The following is a 23,574-nucleotide window of genomic DNA, read 5'->3' on the forward strand; positions in this document are numbered from 1 at the left end:
ACTTCCATAGAGTTTACGCAAAGGTTTACGGATAGTTTTACGTCTTTTTTTTGTTTTAATTCGTGGATTATATATATCTTTGTAGACAGAAATCTAAATCATATAATTGATAAAAAACAAACTATGTCAGAATTAAAATCTTTGAACAAGCGTACTGCTCCTAAGAGCGTAATGCCTGAGAGAATTATCCAGTTTGGTGAAGGTAATTTCTTGCGTGCATTTGTAGATTGGATTATCTACAACATGAACCAAAAAACTAATTTTAACTCTTCAGTAGTAGTCGTACAGCCTATCGAAAGAGGTATGGTAGATTGGGTTAACGGCCAGGATGGTTTGTATCACGTAAACCTTCAGGGTAAAGAGAACGGTCAACCAGTTAACACTCTGACTCGTATTGATGTTATCAGCCGCTGTCTTAATCCATATACACAGAATCAGGCTTTCTTGGCACTTGCTGAGCAGCCAGAGATGCGTTTCATCATCAGTAACACAACTGAAGCAGGTATTGCTTTCGATGATTCTTGTAAATTCACTGACGCTCCAGCTTCTAGCTACCCAGGTAAATTGGTTCAGCTTCTTTTCCACCGTTATAAGACATTCAATGGCGATGCAACTAAGGGTATGATTATCATGCCATGTGAGTTGATTTTCTTGAATGGTCACCACTTGAAGGATTGCATTAACAAGTATATCGAGCTTTGGAAGGGCGATATGGGTGCAGATTACGAAGGCTTCAAAGCATGGTTTACTAACTACTGCTACGTTTGCGCAACATTGGTAGACCGTATCGTTCCAGGTTTCCCACGTGATACCATCAAAGAAATCCAGGAAAAGATCGGTTACAAAGATAACTTGGTTGTTAAGGCTGAAAGCTTCCACCTTTGGGTAATCGAGAAGGCTGAGAATATGACAGTAGAGCAGTTGAAGGAAGAATTCCCTGCTGACAAAGCTGGCTTGCACGTTCTCATCACAGATAACGAGAAACCATACCATGAGCGTAAGGTTACTTTGTTGAATGGTCCTCACACTGTTCTTTCTCCTGTATCATACTTGAGCGGTGTAGATATCGTACGCGACGCTTGCGAGCACGAAGTACTTGGTAAGTACATTCACAAGGTACAGTTTGACGAATTGATGCAAACTCTTGACCTTCCAATGGAAGAACTTCAGAAGTTCGCTTCTGATGTATTGGAGCGTTTCGAAAACCCATTCGTTGATCACCAGGTAACTTCTATCATGCTTAACTCTTTCCCTAAGTTTGAAACTCGTGACCTTCCAGGTGTTAAGATTTACTTGGAACGTAAGGGTGAGCTTCCACAGGGCTTGGTATTCGGTCTCGCTGCTATCATCACCTACTATAAGGGTGGCAAGCGTGCTGATGGTGCTCCTATCGTACCTAACGATGATCAAAAGATTATGGATAAGTTAACTGAACTTTGGGCTACAGGCGATACACAGAAGGTAGCTGAGGGTGTTCTTGCATTCGACTATGTTTGGAAGGAAGATTTGAATAAGACCGTTCCTGGCTTGACAGAACTCGTAAAGAAAGACCTTGACTTGATTCAGGAAAAGGGTATGCTTGAGGCTGTTAAGACTATCCTCTAATCGAATATTTCGACTAATTTCATATACTTATATACAGGAGCGGACATCTATAAATGTTCGCTCCTTTTTTTACACTATTACAATTATCTTTAGATGTATCACCTTTTATAAAATACATATGAAAAAGAATTTTTTGTTCACACTCTTTCTCGGCATTTGTATGAGCATTCATGCACAAAATTGTAAAATGAACAATCATACAGGTAAGGATGAAACAAAACCTTGCTGCATGATCAAAAAAATGCAAAATGGTATATATACAGCTCAACATAATGCTAAACTCCTAAAAGAAGCCGAAACATGGATGAAATCAGGTGCTTGGCGCAATGGCTATTTCAGAGCCGATCCACACATGAGCGTAAATGCTGTAGAATTTTATCAGCAATATAAGAAGAATCCGGATCAATGGAAAGCTCTCTTCAATTGGCTAAAAAATACAAACCTTTATGCTATCAGTAAAGGAAAACATCCTATCGAGGGAACATCACTTGTTGCAAGTGTGGAAGACAGTGAGAATGGAGCACTAGAAAAAAGACAGAGTGAAAGTCATCGTAAACGTATCGATTTCCAGTTTGCTGTCAAAGGAACTGAACGATTTGGTATCATCGAACACCAATCAAGTTCACCCATCAAGCCATACGATGAGAAAAAAGATGTAATACACTATAAATACGATAAGGAAAAAGCATTATTCTTTGACAGTACCCCTGACAAATTTTTCATATTCTTCCCAGGAGACTGGCACATTGCCAAAGTCATGAATGACACGCAAGATCAAAACATTCGTGTAATCGTTATTAAAGTGGATTACAAAGAATAGGTTCTTCAAAGAAAAAAAATAAAAATCGCTAATGGGAAAAACATTAGCGATTTTTATTTTTCATATACCAAGGATGCAATATGAAATTATATATTATCAGTGTTATTACAGCAAAACTTACACCCACTGACAAAATGAGTCTCGTTGAAGACAATATGGAATATCCTCCAAAAAGACCTAAAGCAATTCCAAACTCCCAAGCTAGAAAAAACATACTTTGACTACTTCCCCTTTGACAATGTTTGCTTAATTTTATAAAGAACAACAAAAAGCGAGAACCAATAATACCAAGGCCAAAGCCCGTCAAAACAGGAGCTATGCGATATGCCATAGAATCCGGATGAAATAAGAGCAATAAAAACGCTGATGAAATGGCTATCAATCCACTAATAGCTTCACTTTTAAGCTCTGCATTAACAAAAACAAATCGCTCTGCCAATAAAGCCAAAAGAAATCCTACCATAAGCATACCATAAAAAGAAGTAGTCGTTATTGTAGAAAACATGAGCCCCATTGTTGCAGTAACCAGCATAGTAACTAAAAACAAAGGTATTGCATTAGGCAGAAAGAAACGGTCCAAAGAGAATATACTCAGATTCTCACCTGGTGCTTTGAATGGGAACTTAACCAGACTCATAAGAAACAAAGAAGCTACTGCACATCCAATAGCCACAACAAGCAGAGTATTATAATCTAACTTATGAAGTATCGCAAACCCAACTACAGGACCGATAGACATTGCCATACGAGAGAACCAAGCCGTAGCATGATTAGCCTCTGTACGCTGAAAAGACTCACAAATATCTATAATCAGTGTACTAGTCATAACCATTGTGGCAAGTCCATAACAAGCGCCCATAAATAGACGCAATCCCAAATATATATAATAATCCAATCGATTAGCTGGTGTCGTGTCTTGGTAATACAACCCTGCAATAGATATAATAACTCCTAAAATGGCCAGCTGACAAACTCTATTTCGGCGATGCACCTGAACCCATCGAGACATGAACCCACCGAAAAGGAATATGCCGATTCCAAAAACACCCATGACCATACCGACCTGCCAACGAGAATAATCATTGGCAATCATGTTAAAAGGAATACCTACCATAAGCATATAAACACTTACAGAAAGTAAAAGATTTGCTAGAGTAAGCTTCCAGAAATCGTTGTGCCAAAGGTTAATATGAATCGGCGTATTCTGTGTATCCATATATTAATAACTTTCGTTCTCGTTAGGGAAGGAAACATCCTTAACACACTTAATATAATCTTGTACACCTTTTGTCATTTCCTGATTTACATTTGCAAAATGACGAAGGAATTTTGGTTTGAAGCCTTGAGTCATTCCAAGTGCATCGGCATACACAAGTACCTGACCATCCGTGCCATTTCCTGCACCTATACCAATTGTTGCAGCCTTAACACTACGAGTTACCTCTGCAGCCAATTTCGCAGGAACTTTTTCAAGAGTGATGCCAAAAACACCAGCCTCGTCTAGAGCTTTAGCATCTGCCAACAATTTAGCAGCCTCAGCTTCTTCCTTAGCACGAAGGCCATAACCACCAAATTTATGTATACTCTGTGGAGTTAATCCTAGATGACCCATCACAGGAATTCCAGCATCAACAATAGCTTTAACTGTATCAGCTATTTCTATACCACCTTCCATTTTAAGAGCATCTACTCCACTTTCTTTCATCATGCGAATAGCATTGCGTACACCATCTTCACGACTTATCTGATAACTGCCGAAAGGCATATCGCATAATACTAAACAATGGTTACAAGCGCGAGCTACCGAGCGTGCATGATATATCATCTGATCTACGGTTATAGGAATCGTATCCGCATTACCAGCCATCACGTTAGAGGCTGAATCTCCAATTAAAATACTGTCTATACCAGCAGCATCAATGATTCCAGCCGTAGTATAGTCATAGGCGGTTAACATCGTAATTTTCTCACCGGCCTCTTTCATCTCCAAGAAAGTCTTTGCGGTGATTTTCTTTTTATCAGTTGTTAAATATCCCATTTTAAATGTTTATAAAATTTTACTTGTTCCATTTTTACGAAACCTCGTGCAAAGGTACGCTAAATTATTGAATTGGAGTAATGCTTGCAATTATTTTTTGCAAGTTAATACCTTGGTAATCATCTAAGACAGCATCACAGTATGACTGAATTGCCTCTTGGGAATTAGTGGTTGCCAAACCTATAACTGGCATATGTGCAGCACGTACAGCTTTTAGTCCATTGAAGCTATCTTCGAAACCAATACACTGATCAGGACGAAGGCCAAATACAGCCGCACCTTTTAAATAACAATCAGGATCTGGTTTACTCGCAGAAAAATCTTCACTGGTAAGAATACGATCAAACAGTTGTTGAAATTCAGGATGAGAACGATATACATTTCTCATTTTCTCTTGATTGCTACTTGTTACAACAGCTGTTTTCAGACCATTTGCTCTTAAATCAGTTATAAACTCTTCGAAGCCGGTTACATATTGGTACTTCATACCTTTCTCATACGCATTAAGTGCTTCTACAATCTCAGCCTGAATTTGAGACATGCCCCCAAAGTACTGATCAAAAATTTGAACAAGAGTTTGTCCCTTAAATTTATTCCACAATTCAGGTATATCCGGACGATATTTTTCACACATACTACGCCAAAATATAGTATATTGAGGTTCTGTGTCAAATACTACCCCATCCAAATCAAATAATGCGGCTTGATATTTATTCATCTTATCCTAAGTTTACTTTTACCTTATTATTTATAAATCGATTGCAAAGTTACTGAAAAAAGTTGTATCTTTGCACTAAATTTGGTATAAATGAAGCGGAAGATTTGCACATCTTGGTTAATTTGGACTATTGCATGGCTTATTTTAGGAGCATGTAAGAGCAAAAGAAATATTTACGATGCTACCGACATCTCTTTTGAAAATGTTATCGTAGATACTACTTTAGCCCTGTTACCAGAACAACAGAAACAAACACCCTGTTGCAATATCCATATAGACATGTTGATGGCAAAGGGGGGGTATGCTGACAAAATTAATAACAAACTGATGCGATGTGGTATTCTATCTCCCGATTATTTGAGAGAAACATCTCACCGACTAACCCCTATACAAAAATTGAGAATATTTGTAGACAGATACCTTCAAGATTATCGCTCAAATTTCTCTACAATGTATAGACATGATATGAAACATGCGAATATGTATCAGGCAAAATATCATATCATAACACAGGTACAAAGTAAAGCCAAATATGTACTAAACTATATAGCCGACATTGAAGTTCAACTGGGAAGTAATGAAGTTACACACCTAACTCTTATAAGAAACTTTGATAGCCGTAATGGTAATATGTATCATCTATCCGACCTCTTTGTGCCCGGCTATAACAACAGATTAAAAGATTTGATTACCAAGTCCTTATGCAAATATATTAAAGTAAAAGATATTAATGAACTTCATCAAAAAATGATATTTGCAAATGGAGATGTATATGCACCAGATAATTATATTATAGGCGAAAAACAAATCGAATTTATATATCAGACAGGTGAAATAGCTCCACAAGAAATGGGACAAATTCGGATAAAAATAGATCAGGATGATCTTAAAAGCATAACAAGAAAATAGAACAAGAATAAAATAACAAATACATATAGAACAATGATAGAAATTATAACAAAATATTTTCCAAAACTAACTGACACTCAGAAGAGTCAGTTGGAACAGTTGGATGAACTTTATCGTGACTGGAATAGTAAAATCAATGTGATATCACGTAAAGATATCGACAACCTTTATGAGCATCATGTGCTACATAGTTTAGCAATAGCCAAATACATTAATTTCAAATCTGGCACGAAAGTACTAGACTTTGGTACAGGAGGTGGATTTCCGGGTATTCCTTTAGCAATACTCTTCCCTGAAGTAAAATTCCGTCTTATAGATGGTACAGGAAAGAAAATTCGAGTAGCAACAGAAGTTGCAAATGCAATAGGGCTTAAAAATGTAGATGCTGTACACCTGAGAGGAGAAGAGGAAAAAGGAAAATATGACTTTGTTGTAAGTAGAGCTGTTATGCCTCTACCCGACTTGATGAAGATTATTAAAAAGAATTTTGCCAAAGAACAGCATAATGCTCTACCTAATGGTGTCATTGTATTAAAAGGTGGCGATCTTACAGAAGAACTAAAACCATACTGTAAGTCTGCAGACGTTACATCTTTAGACAGTCTGTTCGAAGAAGAATGGTTTAAGGAAGACAAAAAACTTATTTACGTTCCTGCCTAAAAAAGAAAAGCTATGCTAAAAATACAAAGATTTGCTTGCAATATGCTTAATGAAAATTGCTATGTAGCAAGTGATGAAACTAAGGAATGCATCATCGTTGACTGTGGTGCATATTATCCGGAAGAACGACAGGCTATTGTTGATTATATCAATAATAATCAACTTATACCCAAACATCTCATTTGTACCCATGGACACTTAGACCACAATATGGGGAATGATACCATTTTCGAACAATATGGCCTGAAACCAGAATGTTCTGCAGGCGATGAGGAATACATTGTTGACTTAAAGAAACAAGGTATAGAGATGTTTGGCATAGAGTTGAATAATCAATTTCCACCTGTTGACCATTTTTTTGAAGAAAATGAAACCATCAACTTTGGTACTCATCACCTAAGAATTATTGCAACTCCTGGCCATAGCCGTGGTAGCGTCACTTTTATCGATGACGAAGAACATATAGCTTTTACTGGCGACACGCTATTTAATCATAGCATTGGTAGAACTGATTTTAAAGGTGGAAGTATGTTTGCTATGATCAACAGTTTGAGACTATTAGCTCAACTGCCAGATAATACTAGAATTCTGCCTGGCCATGGTACAGAGACGACTATCGGTAATGAGGTTGGCGGCAATCCATATATGGACAGATAAACAATATGGTAGTAAATCGAAAAAAAACAAATACAGAAAAAATTATTTTAGGTATCGATCCAGGTACCAACGTAATGGGTTATGGCCTTATCAAAGTAGTTGGCAATCATGCCTCTATGATGGTAATGGGAGTCATTGACATGCGTAGAGAAAGTGACCCGTACTTACGGCTAGGTAAAATTTTTGACCGAGTAACAGGCATTATAGATGAGTATCTCCCTGACGAAATGGCTATTGAAGCTCCCTTCTTTGAGAAAAATATTCAGTCTATGCTGAAATTAGGAAGAGCTCAAGGGTTGCAATTGCAGCAGCCATACACCATGACGTTCCAATTCACGAATATGCTCCTCTGAAAATTAAGCAAGCTATCACTGGGCAGGGGCAAGCTTCAAAAGAACAAGTAGCTTCCATGCTCCAACGCCTACTCCATATCAGTCAAGATGACATGCCTAAATTTATGGATGCTACAGATGCTTTAGGTGCTGCTTATTGCCACTTTTTACAGTCGAGTACTCCTGAAAGTAATGCAAAACACTATGGAAGTTGGAAAGATTTTGCATTAAAAAACAGTTCACGCATCAAAAAAACGAAAATAAGCGACACACCTAAATCGACTTCACTTAACATACCAAGAAAGTCCACAAATACGAACAATAAGCAGATGACACTTCTAGCACTAAATAGACGTTCCAGCATCAAGTAAAAAGAGTTGTATTATAAGTAATAAGAGAGATATAAGAAAATTAAAAGAGATGCAAAAGATTATTAAGATTGAAAACGGAGTAACCCGAATGCCCGCTTGGCGCCTCGATACCCCTGTAAACATTGAAACACTTGACGGTGAGCAAATAGCCATTGTTGGAAAAAATGGTAGTGGAAAAACGATGCTTGTTAGTATCATTACGGGGGTTCACCCTTTACTGAAACAAGAACCAATATACGATTTCTCACCTAGCAAGAAAAAGCTTATAAGCGAAAATATCAAATATGTGGCTTTTAAAGATAGCTACGGTTGTGACAATGACCGTAGTTACTATCTTCAGCAACGTTGGAATCAGATGGAAATCGATGAAAGTACACCTATAGTAGGAAAGGAACTGGAAAAGGCTTTTCTCCAAGCTGGCGAAGACACACCAGAAAGAAGAAAACTACAGCGGGATATTTACGAACTTTTCCATATGGAGCACTTACTTGATAAATATATTATTTTATTGTCATCTGGAGAATTACGTAAATTCAAACTAGCTACTACTCTTTTTGCAGAACCTCGCGTACTAATTCTTGACAACCCTTTTATTGGCCTTGATTCGGATACTCGTGAACAGTTAAAAGAACTGCTAAAGACAATTACTTCTCATAAAAAAATACAAATTATATTAGTGCTTAGCAAAAGCGATGATATACCAGAATTCATCACCCATATCATAGAAGTAAAAGATAAAATTGTTTTACCCAAGAAGACTCGTGAAGAATACATGGACAGCAGGCCTCCTTTCCCTACACAAGTCTTATCTCAAGAGAAAATCCAAGCAATACTTCAACTACCATATAAGGAAAAAGAATATCATAGTGAAGAAGTGGTGAAAATGAACAAGGTTTGTATTCGCTATGGAAAACGAACCATTTTAAAAGATCTTGATTGGACTGTAAAGAATGGTGAGAACTGGGCACTTAGTGGACAAAACGGTGCTGGAAAATCAACACTACTATCATTAGTATGTGCAGACAATCCACAGAGTTATGCTTGCGACATCGCATTGTTCGGAAACCCAAGAGGAAGTGGTGAAACCATTTGGGATATCAAGAAACATATTGGCTATGTGAGTCCAGAGCTTCATCGGGCATATCAACGTGATATGCCCGCCATTAGAATTGTTGCTAGTGGACTTATGGATTCTGTAGGACTATACGTAAAGCCGCGAGAAAATCAGTATGAAATATGTAAATTTTGGCTAAATGTTTTTGGATTGGAAGGACTAGAAGACACATCTTTCTTAAAACTATCAAGTGGAGAACAAAGACTAGTTCTATTAGCTCGTGCATTCGTCAAAGACCCAGAATTATTAATTCTTGATGAACCTCTACATGGACTTGACAATATAAACCGACGTCTGGTAAAGGATGTTATTGAAACATTTTGTAAACGCAAAAATAAAACCATGATTATGGTAACTCATTATAAAGAAGAATTACCTAACTGCATCGATCATAGCATATTCTTGAAAAGACATATTTAATAGACACATCTGCAACAACAGATACTAAAAAGTAAGAGTCTGGAAAATCACTTTCCCAGACTCTCCATTTTTTTATTCGATAACATTAAGTCGATAAATGCAAAGGCATTACCGCCTTAGAATGAAAGTCTATAAAATCACTTTCACAGAACTTTCCCATAATGAAACATTATAATTTTAAATTTACATGAAGTCTTAATATATATAATTATTTAGCAGAGATTGCTAAATATGCAATTATCTCATTATCAATGGACAAAGATAAAAAATATTTTTATAACTTACAAGAATTTGAAAAGTTTTTTCATACAGATATAACTATTTACTTACAAAAAGTATAAAAGGTAATGAACCCAAATCTACAATAAGCACAAAAAGTACTAACATATTTAATCAATACCACAAGAACGTTCAAAACCGCAAAATCAAAAAAGCGTCTTTTCCATATGGAAAAGACGCATAGCTATATAAATCAACTCTCTAAGTTTAAAGATCAAACTTATAACCCAATGTTACTTGAAACACACTATTTTTTTCATCTGTTCCTTTAAAAACCTTTGTACAGCCAATATTATAACGAGCATCAAGCTGAAAGTTTGCATATTCGTAAGAAATACCTACTGGTACTGAGAAATCAAACGATTCTGCAATCTCTGTATCATCACTAACAACAAAACCAGGTTGAACACCAGCTTTCAAAGCTAAGCCCTCAACTACATAGAAATTCGCCATAATAGGTACATTAATATAATTAATACCAACCTTATCATCTACGAAATCTATCTTATGATCAAATTTGTAACCCTGCTGAGAATAGATAGCAGCAGCTGACAAAGAAAGCAAGTTATTTACTTGATATTCTCCTTCTAAACCTCCTACGAAACCAACTTTATTTTCTGTCAAGCTACCACCATTAGTAATAGTAGAAACATTGATACCGACCTTAGGCTGAAGGTTAAAAGAACCAACAGCATGCTGTGCAAAAGCTACAACAGAAGAGCACATAAGTGCTGCTACCATAAATTTCTTTTTCATAATTGTTTTCTTGTTTATACAGTTAATTTTATTTTACCCATTTTAAGGGCCTAGTCTTTTTTTATAACTCTAATGAGTTGCAAAGGTATAGGCTTTTTCAATATCTACAAATATTTTGAGTGTTTTTTATTGTTACATTTTTCTCCATAATTGTTCGGAATTTCGCAGAAAATCTATACAACTGTCAGCAACAATGCAACTTATAGCATCAACGTATAAAGCCTCATAAAACAGTTTTCACTCTTTTATAAGGCTTTACATAACTATGATAAAATAAACTAACTATTTATGATATTGATAATAATACCAATACGTATTGCCATACGTATCTCGAAGCATATTTTGTCTTACGGTCAAATCTTGATATTGATGCTCCATTGTTTGATAATCCTGATAATCAGCATCCATGACACTACTATGATATACAATTTTAGGATTAGCACGGCGATGAGTATAAAGTATTAAAGCTTCCTTATAATGCTTAGGAAGGACACTATCCACCCTATAATATTTAAGAAGCGAAGAAACAAATAAATCTAATTTTTTGTCAAGCAAATATCCACATAGCAAGTAATCACGCGCAGGTTCTTTCATTAAATGATGCTTCTCCAAAAATTTCAAATAATGCATAGGAGACATTTTCTGCTTAAATTTTATACCCATAAAATATCTTATGCTATCCTCTGGATATACCATAGCTTTAGTGGTTACACTATCAGGGAAAAGAGCACTACTCCCTCCTACCAATGGGTATTCAAAGAGGCGATTGCCTAATTGCCCCGTACGAGATAAAGATGTAATACGCAGCATCGTAAGACTACTATCAGTTGCTGCGGATTTCCTGCCAACTTGAAGAGCATCACGATATTGACCTTGAATCATATACTGCTCCATATCCATACGATAATGAAACACATCGTTAGTATTGCTAAAAGAACAAACCAAGAAAAACATGACGACAAGTTCCATCAAATTCATCCACATCATCTTACTCCAAAATCCATTATACTGGATTTCAGGTTCCCAAGGCAAAAACTGTCGTGCTACATATACTAAACCTAAAAACAGGAGAAGAAGTAGAGGAATAGCTATCCACCAGCCACCAAACGAAAACCCTTCATCAATATGCGGACTAACATCTGTTAAAACCGTCAATATCAATAAAGAAGGGAAAAAATTAAGAGCAAATGTACGTTTGGCTAAGCCCGTTATAGCATATACTCCTAAATGAAGTAAATAAAGCACAAATGTTATAATAAGTGCACCTATCGTACGATTATAAACTGTCTGCCCATTACTCAAAACATGTTGAGCCATAGCTAATACACTATCTTGATAGAAAAACAGATAGCAAAAAGTAAAAACGATAAAGAACAAAGCACACATCACCCTAACGGTGAGTGTGCTTTTCATATTAGTATTCATATTATTTTATTAATTCTTTTTCAAAACCAATGCTGTACGTGCTGGCAAATAGAGTTTTAACCATTCTTTATGCTGTTCTACATATACACCGTCATATATCGTTTGATGTAACATCGTATCATCATTTAATCCATTACCTCCATATACTTTAGCGTCAGTATCGAGTATAATACTATAAGATCCTTGCGGTACAAGTAGACCATAATCAGTAAAGCTCTTTGTTGGTGAAAAATTAAATACAAAAAGTAATTCTCCTCTTGTAAATGCTAACACCTGATCTCCATCATTATGCCAGATTTCTTGTATTTTAGTATCTTTAAACTTTTTCTCAGACTTAATAACTTGTAGCATATCATGATCAAAATCTCCTAAATAATGATAGCACAAGTCATGATTATCAACCAAATTCCATTGGCGGCGAGCATATTTATGACTCCATCCGTTTCCTTCTCTCGGAAAATCTATCCATTCTGGATGTCCAAATTCATTACCCATAAAATTAAGATAGCCTCCATTCAGCTCAGCCAACGTTATCAGACGAATCATCTTATGAAGAGCTATACCACGACTTGAAACAACATTTTCATCTCCTTTCTTAAAATGCCAATACATATCAGCATCAACAAGTCTGAAAATTATCGTTTTATCACCAACCAGGGCTTGATCATGGCTTTCACAATATGATATTGTACGCTCATCAGAACGTCTATTCTTCAATTCATAAAATATCGTACTTGGTTTCCAATTCTCATCTTTCTGTTCTTTGATTGTCTTAATCCAAAAATCAGGAATATTCATTGCCATACGATAATCAAACCCATATCCCCCATCTGAAAATTTCGCAGCCAAACCTGGCATACCACTTACCTCTTCTGCAATGGTGATGGCATAAGGATTTATTTCATGGATTAATACATTAGCTAATGTAAGGTAACAAATAGCATTATCATCCTGATGACCATTAAAATAGTCTCCATAATTATTAAAATCTTCACCTAACCCATGACTATAATATATCATGGAAGTAACACCATCAAAACGGAACCCATCAAAATGAAATTCTTCTAGCCAATATTTGCAATTACTTAACAAGAAATGAATTACATCATCTTTACCATAATCAAAACAAAGACTATCCCATGCCGGGTGTTCATGTCGATCGCCTGGATAGAAATACTGATTAGGATCACCAGCCAGATTTCCAAGACCTTCAACTTCATTTTTTACAGCATGTGAATGAACTATATCCATAATCACAGCAATACCATGCTGATGTGCTGTATCTATTAAATCTTTTAATTCTTCAGGTGTACCAAAACGGCTGGAAGCTGCAAAAAAACTACTAACATGATAACCAAAGCTACCATAATAAGGATGCTCTTGTATAGCCATAATCTGTATACAATTATATCCATCCTTAATGACACGAGGCAATACATTCTCTTTGAATTCAGTATAAGACCCAACTTTTTCTGCATCCTGTGACATGCCGATATGGCATTCATAAATCAACAACGGATCTTTCTTTGGGCGGAACGCTTTCTTTTTCCATTCATAAGGTTTCACACACCAAACCTGTGCTGAAAATATTTTAGATTGTGCATCCTGAACGACGCGATTTGCCCACGCAGGTATTCGTTCTCCGAACCCACCATCCCAATAGACATGCATCTTATAAAAATCACCATTGTGCATGCTTTCTTCTGGCAGGATTAATTCCCAATTACCTAATTCATCTATGCATTTAGCTTCATATTGATCTGTTTCCTGCCAATTATTAAAATCACCTACTAGATATAATTTGGTAGCATGAGGTGCCCATTCACGAAATACCCAACCATTAGCCGTTTTATGTAAACCATAATAAGTATATCCATTGGCAAAATCGCTCAACTTCATCTTACCATTCTGAGTAAGTTGAGCGATTTTCCATAGCGCATGGTCATGTCGACCACGAATAGCTTCCTCATACGGTTCCAAATAAGAATCATTTTTCACAAGTCCTATATGCTGAACCTTTTGAACTTTTTCTTTTGCCCCAGTTGTTTTTTTAGCTACCATGATACGATTATTATTAGAAAAGAGAAGGCACAAATTTCTGTGCCCTCTCTAATATATTAAACTCTTACTTTGAATATAGCCTTATGAATGTCACCAGTACCAATACATGGTTTATGACCATCCTGTGGCCAAAAAATTGCAAATTCACCTGGTTTACAATTTACTAAAGTTTCACTTTTTACACCAGGATATTTAGTAACATCTTTTTCTGCATTATATTCAGCTTCAGGAAGATCAGCTAATGGTAAATAACCATAGGTTTCATTATTATCAAGAGGAATCTGGATATCCAACATATTCTTATGTGTCTCAAATGTAGCATCTTCCTCTGTTTTACCATGAGCAGTAGTAATATTAACAAAGAGATCTTTGTCCTGAATGTAATGCTTGCCATCTTCAAGCTTGTTCAAGTCATTTTCTTTGATAAACTTTACAACATCCTTGAATAGTGGATTCAAAGATACGTATTTTTCCAAATTGTCTAAAGTATCTACTACCATTTTCTTTAGTTTGTTTTTAAATTGTTATGTAATAAAAATGTTTCAATCATCAATTCGCTTTCCGTCTTCATAAACACCACTTCCCGTAATTTGTCCATTACGATCTTTTTCAACAAATTTACCATCACGAACATCATTTTTATATGATCCTTCCCAACGTAAACCATTTTTTGTCTCTTCAATAGCTGCACCATGACGTTTACCCTGACGATAAGCTCCCTTAAATTTTGAGCCATCGGAATAATGGATAATAACTTCACCTTCTACATGCCCATTTTTAAAACTTCCTTCGAAAATATCACCACTTTTCTTAGTTAGCTTACCATGACCATTTTGTAAATCATTTTTCCATTCACCGATATAAATATCCCCATTTTCCCAAATAAAAGTACCTTGCCCTTGCTTTTGTCCTTCATGAAAATGGCCGGTGTACTTATCACCATTTGCATAAGTAAATATACCTTCTCCAGTACGCTCGCCTTGACAATAATCTCCTTCATAACGGTCACCATTTTTAAATTTATAAATTCCACGACCATTTTGAATATCATCTAACCATTGTCCTGTATAAACATCACCATCACTATAACGGTTTGTACCTTTGCCAGAGCGCTGATTATTAGACCAATCTCCATTGTATGTCGTACCATCTCCCCAATCAAAGAACCCTTTACCGTTTTTCATATCATTTTTCCAATGTCCCTTATAATATGCACCGGTAGCAAATGTATAAACACCTTCTCCTTGACGCTGATCTTGGTACCACTCTCCATCGTACTTATCACCATTATAATAATACATAACGCCATGCCCTTGCTGATAATCACGGAACCACAACCCTACATATTTATTATTGTTACTAAAATAATAAGTACCTTTGCCATGCTGTTGATCTTGAAACCATTGCCCTTCATATTTTTCTCCATCAGCAAAAGTGTAAACTCCATAGCCCTGACGTTTACCCTTAAAATACTCTCCTTCAAAGGTATCACCATTCTTAAAGAGAGTATTTCCTTTCCCATTTGGCTTACCGCTTACCATCTCACCTTTATATTGACCACCATCATGTGTGGTGCACGACCCTAACGTAATCTTCTGAGCATGCATAAATGAAGGAAAGCCAAGTGATATTAAAACAGAAAATATTGTATGTCTATATAAATTCATTCAAAAAAAATTAGATTTGACGTTCAAAGGTATATAATTTCCTTGTAAAAACAAAATACATTTAGATATTTTAATTAATACCGAAAATATTTTCTTACTTTTGCAACAGTTATAAAATAAAAGAAAAGGCTTTATGAAATTTATAGGAATTATTCCAGCACGTTATGCAAGTAGTAGATTTCCTGGCAAACCTCTTGCCATCTTAGGTGGAAAACCTGTAATACAACGCGTTTACGAGCAAGTGAACAAGCTATTAGACAATGTTTACGTAGCCACTGACGACCAAAGAATTTACGATTGCGTCAAGAATTTTGGCGGAAAAGTTGTCATGACTAAAAATAATCATAAAAGTGGAACTGATCGCATCGAAGAAGCAATCGAGAAAATCGGCGGAGACTGGGATGTTGTTGTAAATATTCAGGGCGACGAGCCATTCATTCAGAAAGAACAAATTTTATCATTATGTGAATGTTTTAAAGACCCCAACACTCAAATAGCCACACTTGGAAAACCTTTTACCACCATGGATGCGGTAACTAATCCTAACAGCCCAAAAATTGTTTTGGATAACCAAAATTTTGCAATGTATTTCTCTAGAAGTATCATTCCATATATCCGCGGTAAACAAACAAATGAATGGATTAATAGTTACAACTATATCAAGCATTTAGGTATATATGCTTACAGAAAAGATATACTTCAAGAAATCACCAAATTACCTCAAAGCAGTTTAGAGATTGCAGAGAGTTTGGAACAGCTAAGATGGCTACAAAATGGCTATAAAATTAAAGTAGGAATAACAGAAATTGAAACGGTAGGAATCGATACTCCGGACGATTTAGTACGAGCAGAAGAGTTCCTTAAATTACAAAAATGAAAATAGAAGAAAAAGTAAAATATTTTATCAACGAACATCACCTACTCGATAAGGATAAAAAATATATTGTAGCCTTATCGGGAGGTGCTGATTCTGTATGTTTATTACTTCTGTTAAAAAAATTACATTACCAAATAGAAGCAGCTCATTGTAATTTTCGCCTACGAGGAGATGAGAGTTACAGAGATGAAGAATTTTGCGTAAACTTATGTCACGCACTCCAAATTCCACTTCATCGTATTCATTTTGAGACTAAAGAATATGCCCATCTTCATAAAATTAGTATAGAGATGGCTGCTCGAGATTTACGTTATTCATATTTCGAAAATCTTAGAAAAGATATTCAAGCAGAAGGTATATGCATAGCTCATCACCAAGAAGATTGTGTAGAAACCATTTTGATCAACTTGATTCGTGGAACAGGCATCCAAGGTATGCGTGGTATTCTTCCCCAAAATGGACATATTATCAGACCTCTTTTAAGCATTAAAAGAAAGGATATCGAATATTATCTGCAAGAAAATAGACAAAACTACGTAACAGATAGTACAAACCTTATCAATGATGTCCAAAGAAACAAAATACGGCTAGATATCATGCCTATGTTGAAACAACTTAATGCAGGTGTAGTCGATAATATATACTCAACAGCACAACATTTAACAGAAGCAAATTGTATCATAAATGATGCGATAAAAAAATATTTGACCCAACATTCTATTTTTAGTGAAAATGAAGATTTTGGACTTCATTCTGGATACCAAAAAATAAGAACAGAAAGTATAGAAAATTTTAGTAGTCCTGAATATCTTCTTTATTACATACTATCGAACTATGACTTTTCTGGCTCACAAATTGAACAAATATATAAGAATTTACACGGAAAAAGTGGTAAAGTCTGGAAAAGCAATTCATATGAATTATTAATTGATAGAGAAAACCTTATTATAAAAAGGAGAACCGAAATATTAGATAAAACAATAAAAATACCAGAACCAGGTACATATGTTTTTGATGAAACGTCAAAAGTTATCATTAATAATATACCTATCTATAAAGGATTTCAACCTAGCAAAACCACTCAGATTGCAACATTAGATGCCGATAAGGTCAAAATGCCTATTACCATACGTCTAGCTAAATTAGGTGACAGATTTCAACCTTTTGGCATGAAAGGAACCAAACTCATTAGTGACCTATTAACAGATCTCAAAAAAAATTTATTTGAAAAACAACAACAATTGGTTATTGAAGACGCAAAAGGTAATATTATCTGGGTAGTAGGAATTAGAACCGACGATAGATTCAAAATAGATAGTAAAACAACGAATATTCTAAAAGTAGAAATAATATAAAAAAACAAGAAGAGCAGTGTAAGCCATCTCTAGCGGGTACAAAAATATAAGCTATCACCCCCCATATTGTCTTCCTGAAATTTTGAAAATGTCTCCAACATTTTAGAAGTATCTTGCAATACGGAGTTTAGTGATAGCTTACACTATAAAATTATCTTAAATAACTTCTACGGTCATACTAATATTCTCTTTAGGACGGTCTCCTCTAAGCGTTTCGCAACTTTGAATTTCTTCCACAATATCAAGACCTTCTTCTACCTCTCCAAATACAGTATATTGATTATCTAAGAAAGGAGTACCACCCAAAGTCGTATAAGCATCTATTTGCTCTTGTGTAAACACAGGTTTACCCTTCTCACGACTTTTCTGTTTTGTTTCATCAATAAGCTGATTCTGAAGATTTTGCAAACCTACACGATCACGATTACGTCTAAATTCCAGAATTTCTTCACGATGTTCTCGAGCTAATTGATCAAAGATATTCTGCTCCTGTTGCATCTCCATCTGTTTTTGAAGCTGCTTAAGTTCTGAAGCCTTGTATACTTTTCCCCAAACTATATAGAATTGACTACCACTACTTGCTTTTTCAGGATTAACCTCATCTCCTAAACGAGCTGCACTAAGGGCACCCCGCTTATGAAAGAATTTCGGATAAACAAATTCAGCAGGAATAGTATAGCCTGGGCCACCCGTTCCAAGCATTTTATTTAATGGTGCATTTTTACTTTCCGGATCACCACCCTGAATCATAAAATCCTTAATTACACGATGAAACAACGTTCCATCGAAGTAGCCCTCATTAACAAGTTTGATAAAATTATCACGATGCTTAGGTGTTTCATCGTATAGGCGAACTATAATTTCACCTTTAGTTGTTTTAATTTTTACTTTGGTTGCCATAAAAACGACATTAGCTTATTCAACATATAAAACAAGTCCCTTCAGATATTCACCCTCCGGATGATAGATATTGATTGGATGATCGGCCGGCTGATGCAACTGATGCAAAATTCGAACACGTCGTTTAGCCTGAGCTGCTGCCGTAAAGACTGCAGCACGGAACTGATCCTTATTTACCGCTTGACTACAACTGAAAGTAAAAAGAATGCCTCCATGCTTAATACGCTGCAAGCCTTTATAATTAAGACGGGTATATCCCTTCAATGCATTTCTAAGCGCACTACGATGCTTAGCAAATGCAGGAGGATCCAATACAATCAAATCATATTTGTCATCATTTTCATCCAAATATTTAAAAGCATCTTCACAAAATGCTGCATGACGACTATCATTTGGAAAATTCAAAGCAATATTGGCATTAGTGAGATCGATTGCTTTGGCACTACTATCCACACTATGAACTAATTTAGCTCCGCCACGCATAGAATATACAGAAAAGCCACCCGTATAACAGAACATATTCAGAACACTTTTACCTTTTGAATACTGCTCAAGTAAAGAACGGTTTTCACGTTGATCCACAAAGAAACCTGTTTTCTGTCCTTTCAGCCAATCTATATGAAATTTCAAGCCATTTTCTACCGCAACATTTGACGCATCACCTCCATAAATAAAATCGTTTTCTTGACCAAGGTCCGCTTTAAAAGGCAAAGTTGTTTCACTTTTATAGTAAACATTCTGAATACGATTTCCCATTGCAGCAACTAAAGCATTGCAAATATCCAATCTATTAACATGCATACCTACGCTATGAGCCTGCATAACTGCTGTTTTGCCATAACAGTCAATAACCAATCCTGGCAAATTATCACCTTCACCATGAACTAAGCGATATGTATTGTTATCCGGATTATCTGCAATACCAAGAGATATACGCATTTTTAATGCAATCTCAAGACGTTCTTTCCAGAAAGCTTCATTAATTATAATATCCTCAAAACTTAAAACTCGCACAGAGATACTTCCTATCTGATAATGGCCAACAGCTATAAAATCTCCTTGCGCAGTAATAACCTTTACGATATCACCTTCTTCAATACCATCATCCATATGATGAATCGCACCACTAAAAATCCAAGGGTGAAAACGTTTTAAAGAATCCTCCTTGCCTTTTTTCAAATAAACTTTTTTATAATTTGCCATTCTGTATATATTCTTCTGTATGAGTTTCTGTTACTATCGTTTTTTCCTCTGGAACCAATTCTGTAACTTTTTCTAATTCATATTCTCTAGTAGAGATGAGACGTTGCAATTCATCATAAATTTGAATACACGTCCAAGCATCTGTCGCTGCGTATAATTTTTGACTATCCTTCAAAACGTCAGCTTCCCAATTAGTTAACCGTTGACTCTTACTAATTTTTTGATGAAATAAGTTTGCATATATTTTTTGAAGGCTTTTGTCCTCTATACCAATTTTAGGAGCTAAATTTTGCAATTCAACAAAACTACCGGCTTCAAAATCTCCAAGTTTATGTAATCCCAACAAATCATCATGCCAAGACAGACCTATTTTAGTAACACGAGTATCTTCCAACAACCTAATGATTGCAGGAGTCAGCCCCGTTCGATTCAAACGAAACAGAAAACAGATTTCACGATTACAAACTTGTAATAGTGAAACCTTATTTTGCTTTCCCCTACGAAAAACAGGACGAGTTTCGGTATCAAATCCCAAAATATCACTATCAAGCAGATAATTAACCGCTTTTTCTGTCTCACCTGGAGTCAGAATCGTGACGATACGGCCAGGGAAAAGTACCCTTGGCAGTTCATTTATGGCATGCTTATCAAACTTGTTAAATATCTTTTTCTTCATTACAATTTGCAAATTTAGCAAAAAATAAGGAATTCTTGCGCCATTTTCCCATATTTTCTCTAATTTTGCAAAACATTACTTGCATAGCCTTTTTCATGAAACATCTACTATAGCATGCTAATGAAATGGACATATAAAAATACACATACAGAAAAAGATTTATAATAGACATGGCAAATTCAAAAAAAAAGTCCAGCAGTAAACCTAAGACTCTAACAGAAGCTGTTGGTATACCACATAACGAAAAAATCAATTTCTTTTTAGGAATACTATTAATTGTCATTGCATTATATATGATAACTGCAATGGTTAACTATCTTAGCACAGGACAAGCAGATCAGAGTATCTTGGAAAATATGCATCCAGGAGAATGGGCTAATAATAATAAAATATTTTCTAATTATTGTGGTAGTATGGGAGCTATTCTCTCATATATTCTTATTTCTCTTAATTTTGGCTTACCCGCTTTTTGTATACCTATATTAATGATTGTCGTGGCTTTGTATTTAATGGATATCTATAAGCCAAATTTATGGAAATGGTTCTTTAGCATTATCATCGTCATGATTTGGAGTAGCATTACATTTTCCAAAATCCTTTCACCTATCATGGGTGACTCTTTTTATAACCCTGGTGGTAATCATGGCCTTTTCTGCGTTCAGCAACTAGAAAATTTAGTTGGTCCTCCTGGATTAACAGGAATATTATTTGTTTCTGCATTTGCATTTCTTACTTATTTCACATCAGAGACTATTATTTTTGTAAGGAAAATGTTAAATCCTGTGGGTTACATAACCAATAAAGTAAAATTCACCATTACAAATCATGGAAGTAATGAGCAGGATGATATTGACTTGCACTATGAAGAAGTCGCAAAAGACGAAAATGAAGACTCGAACATAGTTGAAAACCAAGAATATACTGATACAGATTCTAATACTTCACAAATTTTGGATTTAACTCCTCAAAACGAAGCAAATACAGTTCTCGACGAAAACGAGACTAGTAACAAGCAGAATATCGATGAAGCAAAGGAGCAATCTATATCTATAATAGATGAACAACGAAAAGCTAGAGCTCAAGCTGCAATAGCTGATGCTGAAGCTGCAGCACTTGCAGCAAAAGCAGGAATGGAAATTCAGATTGCTCAAGGCGATGAAAAGGCTTCAGGAAATACTGTTAATGACACTGCTATTAACACCCCTATCAATCCAAGAGAAAGAGAAAATGGTAAAAGATATAAGTTCCCAACACTCAACCTATTGAAAAAATACGAGAATGATGGGAAACCATACATTGACGAACAAGAACAAATAGCAAACAAAAACAGAATCATCGAAGTTTTAAATAGCTTCGGTGTGCAAATTAGAACAATTAGAGCAACAGTAGGTCCTACTATTACACTTTATGAAATACAGCCAGCAGAAGGTGTTCGAATTTCAAAAATTAAAAATTTGGAAAACGATATCGCCTTAAGTCTAGCTGCTTTAGGTATACGAATTATTGCCCCTATTCCAGGAAAAGGTACTATCGGTATAGAAGTTCCAAATGCAAAGGCTAACATTGTTAGTATGGAAAGTATTTTGAATTCTAGAAAATTCCAAGAGACCAAGATGGAACTTCCTGTTGCACTGGGCAAAACTATTACCAATGAAGTGTTTATGTTTGATTTGGCCAAAGTTCCTCATCTTCTTGTCGCAGGAGCTACCGGTCAAGGTAAATCAGTTGGCTTAAATGCAATCATTACTTCCCTACTCTACAAGAAACATCCAAACGAGCTCAAATTTGTTCTTATAGACCCTAAAAAAGTTGAGTTCAGTATATATACCCCAATTGCCAATCATTTCATGGCTGTGGTAGATGAAAATGACGAACCTATCATCACAGACGTGACCAAAGTTGTACGAACGCTTAACAGTCTGTGCAAACTGATGGACCAGAGATATGACATGCTCAAACTTGCAGGTGCTCGTAATATAAAAGAATACAATAGCAAATACGTTAACCACAAACTTGATCCACGCAAAGGACATGACTTCATGCCTTATATTGTTGTGATTATAGACGAGTTTGGAGATTTGATTATGACAGCAGGAAAAGAAATTGAGTTGCCTATCGCAAGAATAGCCCAACTTGCACGTGCTGTAGGTATTCATATGGTAATTGCAACACAGCGTCCTACTACAACAATAATCACGGGTAATATTAAGGCTAACTTCCCTGGACGTATCTCCTTTAAGGTAAGTGCTGCTATAGATAGTAAAACTATTTTGGATAAACCTGGTGCTCAGCAATTGATAGGTCGAGGTGATATGTTATATCTGAACGGTAACGAACCGGTACGAGTACAATGTGCATTTGTTGATACTCCTGAGGTTGAACAAATAAACCAGTTCATTAACAATCAACCTGGTCCTATAGAACCAATGATACTTCCAGAACCGGATCAACCCGAAGGAAATGGAGCAACCGCTGGTAGCGTAGACGCAAAGAGTTTAGATCCTTATTTTGAAGAAGCAGCTCATGCCATATTATTAAGTCAACAAGGATCTACAAGTATGATCCAACGCCGATTTAGCATCGGATACAATCGTGCGGGAAGACTCATGGATCAGATGGAAGCTGCAGGAATTGTTGGTCCTGCTCAAGGCTCTAAACCTAGAGAGGTTCTTGTTGCTGACGAGAACCAATTAAATAATATATTAGCAGCAATGCGAGGTATTTAAGATAT

20 protein-coding genes and 1 pseudogene are annotated in these 23,574 nt (G+C 35.8%); 10 read left to right on the plus strand and 11 right to left on the minus strand.

Going from position 1 to position 23,574, the window contains the following annotated elements; all coding sequences use genetic code 11:
* Window positions 1–123 precede the first annotated feature (123 nt).
* Together L6469_RS04585 and L6469_RS04590 are read left to right on the plus strand one after the other, a co-directional pair.
* Window positions 124–1,605 (plus strand): tagaturonate reductase, encoded by a 1,482-nt coding sequence (locus L6469_RS04585; RefSeq protein WP_006281110.1) that lies wholly within the window; start codon window positions 124–126, stop codon window positions 1,603–1,605.
* Window positions 1,606–1,846: 241 nt separating this feature from the next.
* Window positions 1,847–2,425, plus strand: coding sequence for a YhcH/YjgK/YiaL family protein (locus L6469_RS04590; protein WP_223918741.1), 579 nt, complete (start codon window positions 1,847–1,849; stop codon window positions 2,423–2,425).
* Between the two features lie 43 nt (window positions 2,426–2,468).
* On the opposite strand, the gene L6469_RS04595 is transcribed toward L6469_RS04590, so the two are convergent.
* The 3 genes from L6469_RS04595 to L6469_RS04605 form a co-directional block, all read right to left on the minus strand.
* A complete protein-coding gene (locus L6469_RS04595; RefSeq protein ID WP_006281112.1) occupies window positions 2,469–3,641 on the minus strand; it encodes an MFS transporter in 1,173 nt (390 codons plus the stop codon).
* 3 nt (window positions 3,642–3,644) lie between these two features.
* Window positions 3,645–4,463, minus strand: coding sequence for a 3-methyl-2-oxobutanoate hydroxymethyltransferase (panB, locus tag L6469_RS04600; RefSeq protein ID WP_006281114.1), 819 nt, complete (start codon window positions 4,461–4,463; stop codon window positions 3,645–3,647).
* 64 nt (window positions 4,464–4,527) lie between these two features.
* Entirely contained in the window at window positions 4,528–5,181 is a 654-nt protein-coding gene (locus L6469_RS04605; RefSeq protein ID WP_006281115.1) for an HAD family hydrolase, read from the minus strand.
* A 90-nt stretch (window positions 5,182–5,271) separates the two neighbouring features.
* On the opposite strand from L6469_RS04605, the gene L6469_RS04610 reads away from it, so the two are divergent.
* The 5 genes and pseudogenes from L6469_RS04610 (at window position 5,272) to L6469_RS04630 (ending at window position 9,644) form a co-directional block, all read left to right on the plus strand.
* Complete coding sequence (locus L6469_RS04610) at window positions 5,272–6,090, plus strand: RsiV family protein (RefSeq protein ID WP_074803110.1); 819 nt, start codon at window positions 5,272–5,274, stop codon at window positions 6,088–6,090.
* 33 nt (window positions 6,091–6,123) lie between these two features.
* Entirely contained in the window at window positions 6,124–6,750 is a 627-nt protein-coding gene (gene rsmG / locus L6469_RS04615; protein ID WP_027452832.1) for a 16S rRNA (guanine(527)-N(7))-methyltransferase RsmG, read from the plus strand.
* A gap of 12 nt (window positions 6,751–6,762) precedes the next feature.
* Complete coding sequence (locus L6469_RS04620; protein WP_006283230.1) at window positions 6,763–7,407, plus strand: MBL fold metallo-hydrolase; 645 nt, start codon at window positions 6,763–6,765, stop codon at window positions 7,405–7,407.
* Window positions 7,408–7,412: 5 nt separating this feature from the next.
* Window positions 7,413–7,990 (plus strand): annotated as a pseudogene (gene ruvC / locus L6469_RS04625) (crossover junction endodeoxyribonuclease RuvC); the annotation flags it as partial.
* A gap of 169 nt (window positions 7,991–8,159) precedes the next feature.
* Complete coding sequence (locus tag L6469_RS04630; protein ID WP_006283228.1) at window positions 8,160–9,644, plus strand: ATP-binding cassette domain-containing protein; 1,485 nt, start codon at window positions 8,160–8,162, stop codon at window positions 9,642–9,644.
* A 486-nt stretch (window positions 9,645–10,130) separates the two neighbouring features.
* Here the strand turns inward: L6469_RS04630 and L6469_RS04635 are convergent, their stop codons facing one another.
* The 5 genes from L6469_RS04635 to L6469_RS04655 form a co-directional block, all read right to left on the minus strand.
* Entirely contained in the window at window positions 10,131–10,679 is a 549-nt protein-coding gene (locus tag L6469_RS04635; protein WP_006283227.1) for a porin family protein, read from the minus strand.
* A gap of 282 nt (window positions 10,680–10,961) precedes the next feature.
* Window positions 10,962–12,104, minus strand: a complete 1,143-nt coding sequence (locus L6469_RS04640) for a DUF6057 family protein (protein WP_006283226.1) — start codon at window positions 12,102–12,104, stop codon at window positions 10,962–10,964.
* A 9-nt stretch (window positions 12,105–12,113) separates the two neighbouring features.
* Window positions 12,114–14,165, minus strand: a complete 2,052-nt coding sequence (locus tag L6469_RS04645) for an alpha amylase C-terminal domain-containing protein (RefSeq protein WP_006283225.1) — start codon at window positions 14,163–14,165, stop codon at window positions 12,114–12,116.
* A gap of 56 nt (window positions 14,166–14,221) precedes the next feature.
* Window positions 14,222–14,665 carry a YhcH/YjgK/YiaL family protein gene (locus tag L6469_RS04650; RefSeq protein ID WP_006283224.1) on the minus strand — a complete coding sequence of 148 codons (444 nt, stop codon included), beginning with the start codon at window positions 14,663–14,665 and terminating at the stop codon, window positions 14,222–14,224.
* 42 nt (window positions 14,666–14,707) lie between these two features.
* Entirely contained in the window at window positions 14,708–15,832 is a 1,125-nt protein-coding gene (locus tag L6469_RS04655) for a phosphatidylinositol-4-phosphate 5-kinase (RefSeq protein WP_027452836.1), read from the minus strand.
* A gap of 133 nt (window positions 15,833–15,965) precedes the next feature.
* Between L6469_RS04655 and kdsB the strand changes: the two genes are divergently transcribed.
* Both kdsB and tilS read left to right on the plus strand, forming a co-directional pair.
* The gene (gene kdsB, locus L6469_RS04660) at window positions 15,966–16,709 is read left to right on the plus strand and encodes a 3-deoxy-manno-octulosonate cytidylyltransferase (protein WP_006283222.1); all 744 of its coding nucleotides are present in this window, start codon (window positions 15,966–15,968) and stop codon (window positions 16,707–16,709) included.
* On the plus strand, window positions 16,706–18,064 hold the full coding sequence (tilS, locus tag L6469_RS04665) for a tRNA lysidine(34) synthetase TilS (RefSeq protein WP_006283221.1): 1,359 nt from the start codon (window positions 16,706–16,708) through the stop codon (window positions 18,062–18,064). The genes kdsB and tilS overlap by 4 nt, the downstream gene beginning before the upstream one ends.
* Before the next feature lie 156 nt (window positions 18,065–18,220).
* Here tilS and L6469_RS04670 read toward each other — a convergent pair whose 3' ends face one another.
* The 3 genes from L6469_RS04670 to L6469_RS04680 are packed head-to-tail and all read right to left on the minus strand — an operon-like array spanning window position 18,221 to window position 20,843.
* Window positions 18,221–18,964, minus strand: coding sequence for a peptidylprolyl isomerase (locus tag L6469_RS04670; protein ID WP_006283220.1), 744 nt, complete (start codon window positions 18,962–18,964; stop codon window positions 18,221–18,223).
* Between the two features lie 15 nt (window positions 18,965–18,979).
* Window positions 18,980–20,167, minus strand: coding sequence for a class I SAM-dependent rRNA methyltransferase (locus tag L6469_RS04675; RefSeq protein ID WP_006283219.1), 1,188 nt, complete (start codon window positions 20,165–20,167; stop codon window positions 18,980–18,982).
* Window positions 20,154–20,843, minus strand: coding sequence for a 3'-5' exonuclease (locus L6469_RS04680; protein WP_006283218.1), 690 nt, complete (start codon window positions 20,841–20,843; stop codon window positions 20,154–20,156). Before L6469_RS04680 ends, L6469_RS04675 begins: the two co-directional genes overlap by 14 nt.
* A 170-nt stretch (window positions 20,844–21,013) precedes the next feature.
* Between L6469_RS04680 and L6469_RS04685 the strand changes: the two genes are divergently transcribed.
* Complete coding sequence (locus tag L6469_RS04685; RefSeq protein WP_039870960.1) at window positions 21,014–23,569, plus strand: FtsK/SpoIIIE family DNA translocase; 2,556 nt, start codon at window positions 21,014–21,016, stop codon at window positions 23,567–23,569.
* Window positions 23,570–23,574: the final 5 nt, after the last annotated feature.

The sequence above is a fragment of the Segatella baroniae B14 genome (assembly GCF_022024235.1).
In the GTDB taxonomy this organism is placed as follows: Bacteria; Bacteroidota; Bacteroidia; order Bacteroidales; family Bacteroidaceae; genus Prevotella; species Prevotella bryantii.

Excerpts from the sequence above, each read along its gene's own strand:
- L6469_RS04585 (WP_006281110.1), top strand. The coding sequence starts at position 124 with ATGTCAGAATTAAAATCTTTGAACAAGCGTACTGCTCCTAAGAGCGTA.
- L6469_RS04590 (WP_223918741.1), top strand. The coding sequence starts at position 1,847 with ATGCAAAATGGTATATATACAGCTCAACATAATGCTAAACTCCTAAAA.
- L6469_RS04595 (WP_006281112.1), bottom strand. The coding sequence starts at position 3,641 with ATGGATACACAGAATACGCCGATTCATATTAACCTTTGGCACAACGAT.
- panB (WP_006281114.1), bottom strand. The coding sequence starts at position 4,463 with ATGGGATATTTAACAACTGATAAAAAGAAAATCACCGCAAAGACTTTC.
- L6469_RS04605 (WP_006281115.1), bottom strand. The coding sequence starts at position 5,181 with ATGAATAAATATCAAGCCGCATTATTTGATTTGGATGGGGTAGTATTT.
- L6469_RS04610 (WP_074803110.1), top strand. The coding sequence starts at position 5,272 with ATGAAGCGGAAGATTTGCACATCTTGGTTAATTTGGACTATTGCATGG.
- rsmG (WP_027452832.1), top strand. The coding sequence starts at position 6,124 with ATGATAGAAATTATAACAAAATATTTTCCAAAACTAACTGACACTCAG.
- L6469_RS04620 (WP_006283230.1), top strand. The coding sequence starts at position 6,763 with ATGCTAAAAATACAAAGATTTGCTTGCAATATGCTTAATGAAAATTGC.
- L6469_RS04630 (WP_006283228.1), top strand. The coding sequence starts at position 8,160 with ATGCAAAAGATTATTAAGATTGAAAACGGAGTAACCCGAATGCCCGCT.
- L6469_RS04635 (WP_006283227.1), bottom strand. The coding sequence starts at position 10,679 with ATGAAAAAGAAATTTATGGTAGCAGCACTTATGTGCTCTTCTGTTGTA.
- L6469_RS04640 (WP_006283226.1), bottom strand. The coding sequence starts at position 12,104 with ATGAATACTAATATGAAAAGCACACTCACCGTTAGGGTGATGTGTGCT.
- L6469_RS04645 (WP_006283225.1), bottom strand. The coding sequence starts at position 14,165 with ATGGTAGCTAAAAAAACAACTGGGGCAAAAGAAAAAGTTCAAAAGGTT.
- L6469_RS04650 (WP_006283224.1), bottom strand. The coding sequence starts at position 14,665 with ATGGTAGTAGATACTTTAGACAATTTGGAAAAATACGTATCTTTGAAT.
- L6469_RS04655 (WP_027452836.1), bottom strand. The coding sequence starts at position 15,832 with ATGAATTTATATAGACATACAATATTTTCTGTTTTAATATCACTTGGC.
- kdsB (WP_006283222.1), top strand. The coding sequence starts at position 15,966 with ATGAAATTTATAGGAATTATTCCAGCACGTTATGCAAGTAGTAGATTT.
- tilS (WP_006283221.1), top strand. The coding sequence starts at position 16,706 with ATGAAAATAGAAGAAAAAGTAAAATATTTTATCAACGAACATCACCTA.
- L6469_RS04670 (WP_006283220.1), bottom strand. The coding sequence starts at position 18,964 with ATGGCAACCAAAGTAAAAATTAAAACAACTAAAGGTGAAATTATAGTT.
- L6469_RS04675 (WP_006283219.1), bottom strand. The coding sequence starts at position 20,167 with ATGGCAAATTATAAAAAAGTTTATTTGAAAAAAGGCAAGGAGGATTCT.
- L6469_RS04680 (WP_006283218.1), bottom strand. The coding sequence starts at position 20,843 with ATGAAGAAAAAGATATTTAACAAGTTTGATAAGCATGCCATAAATGAA.
- L6469_RS04685 (WP_039870960.1), top strand. The coding sequence starts at position 21,014 with ATGGCAAATTCAAAAAAAAAGTCCAGCAGTAAACCTAAGACTCTAACA.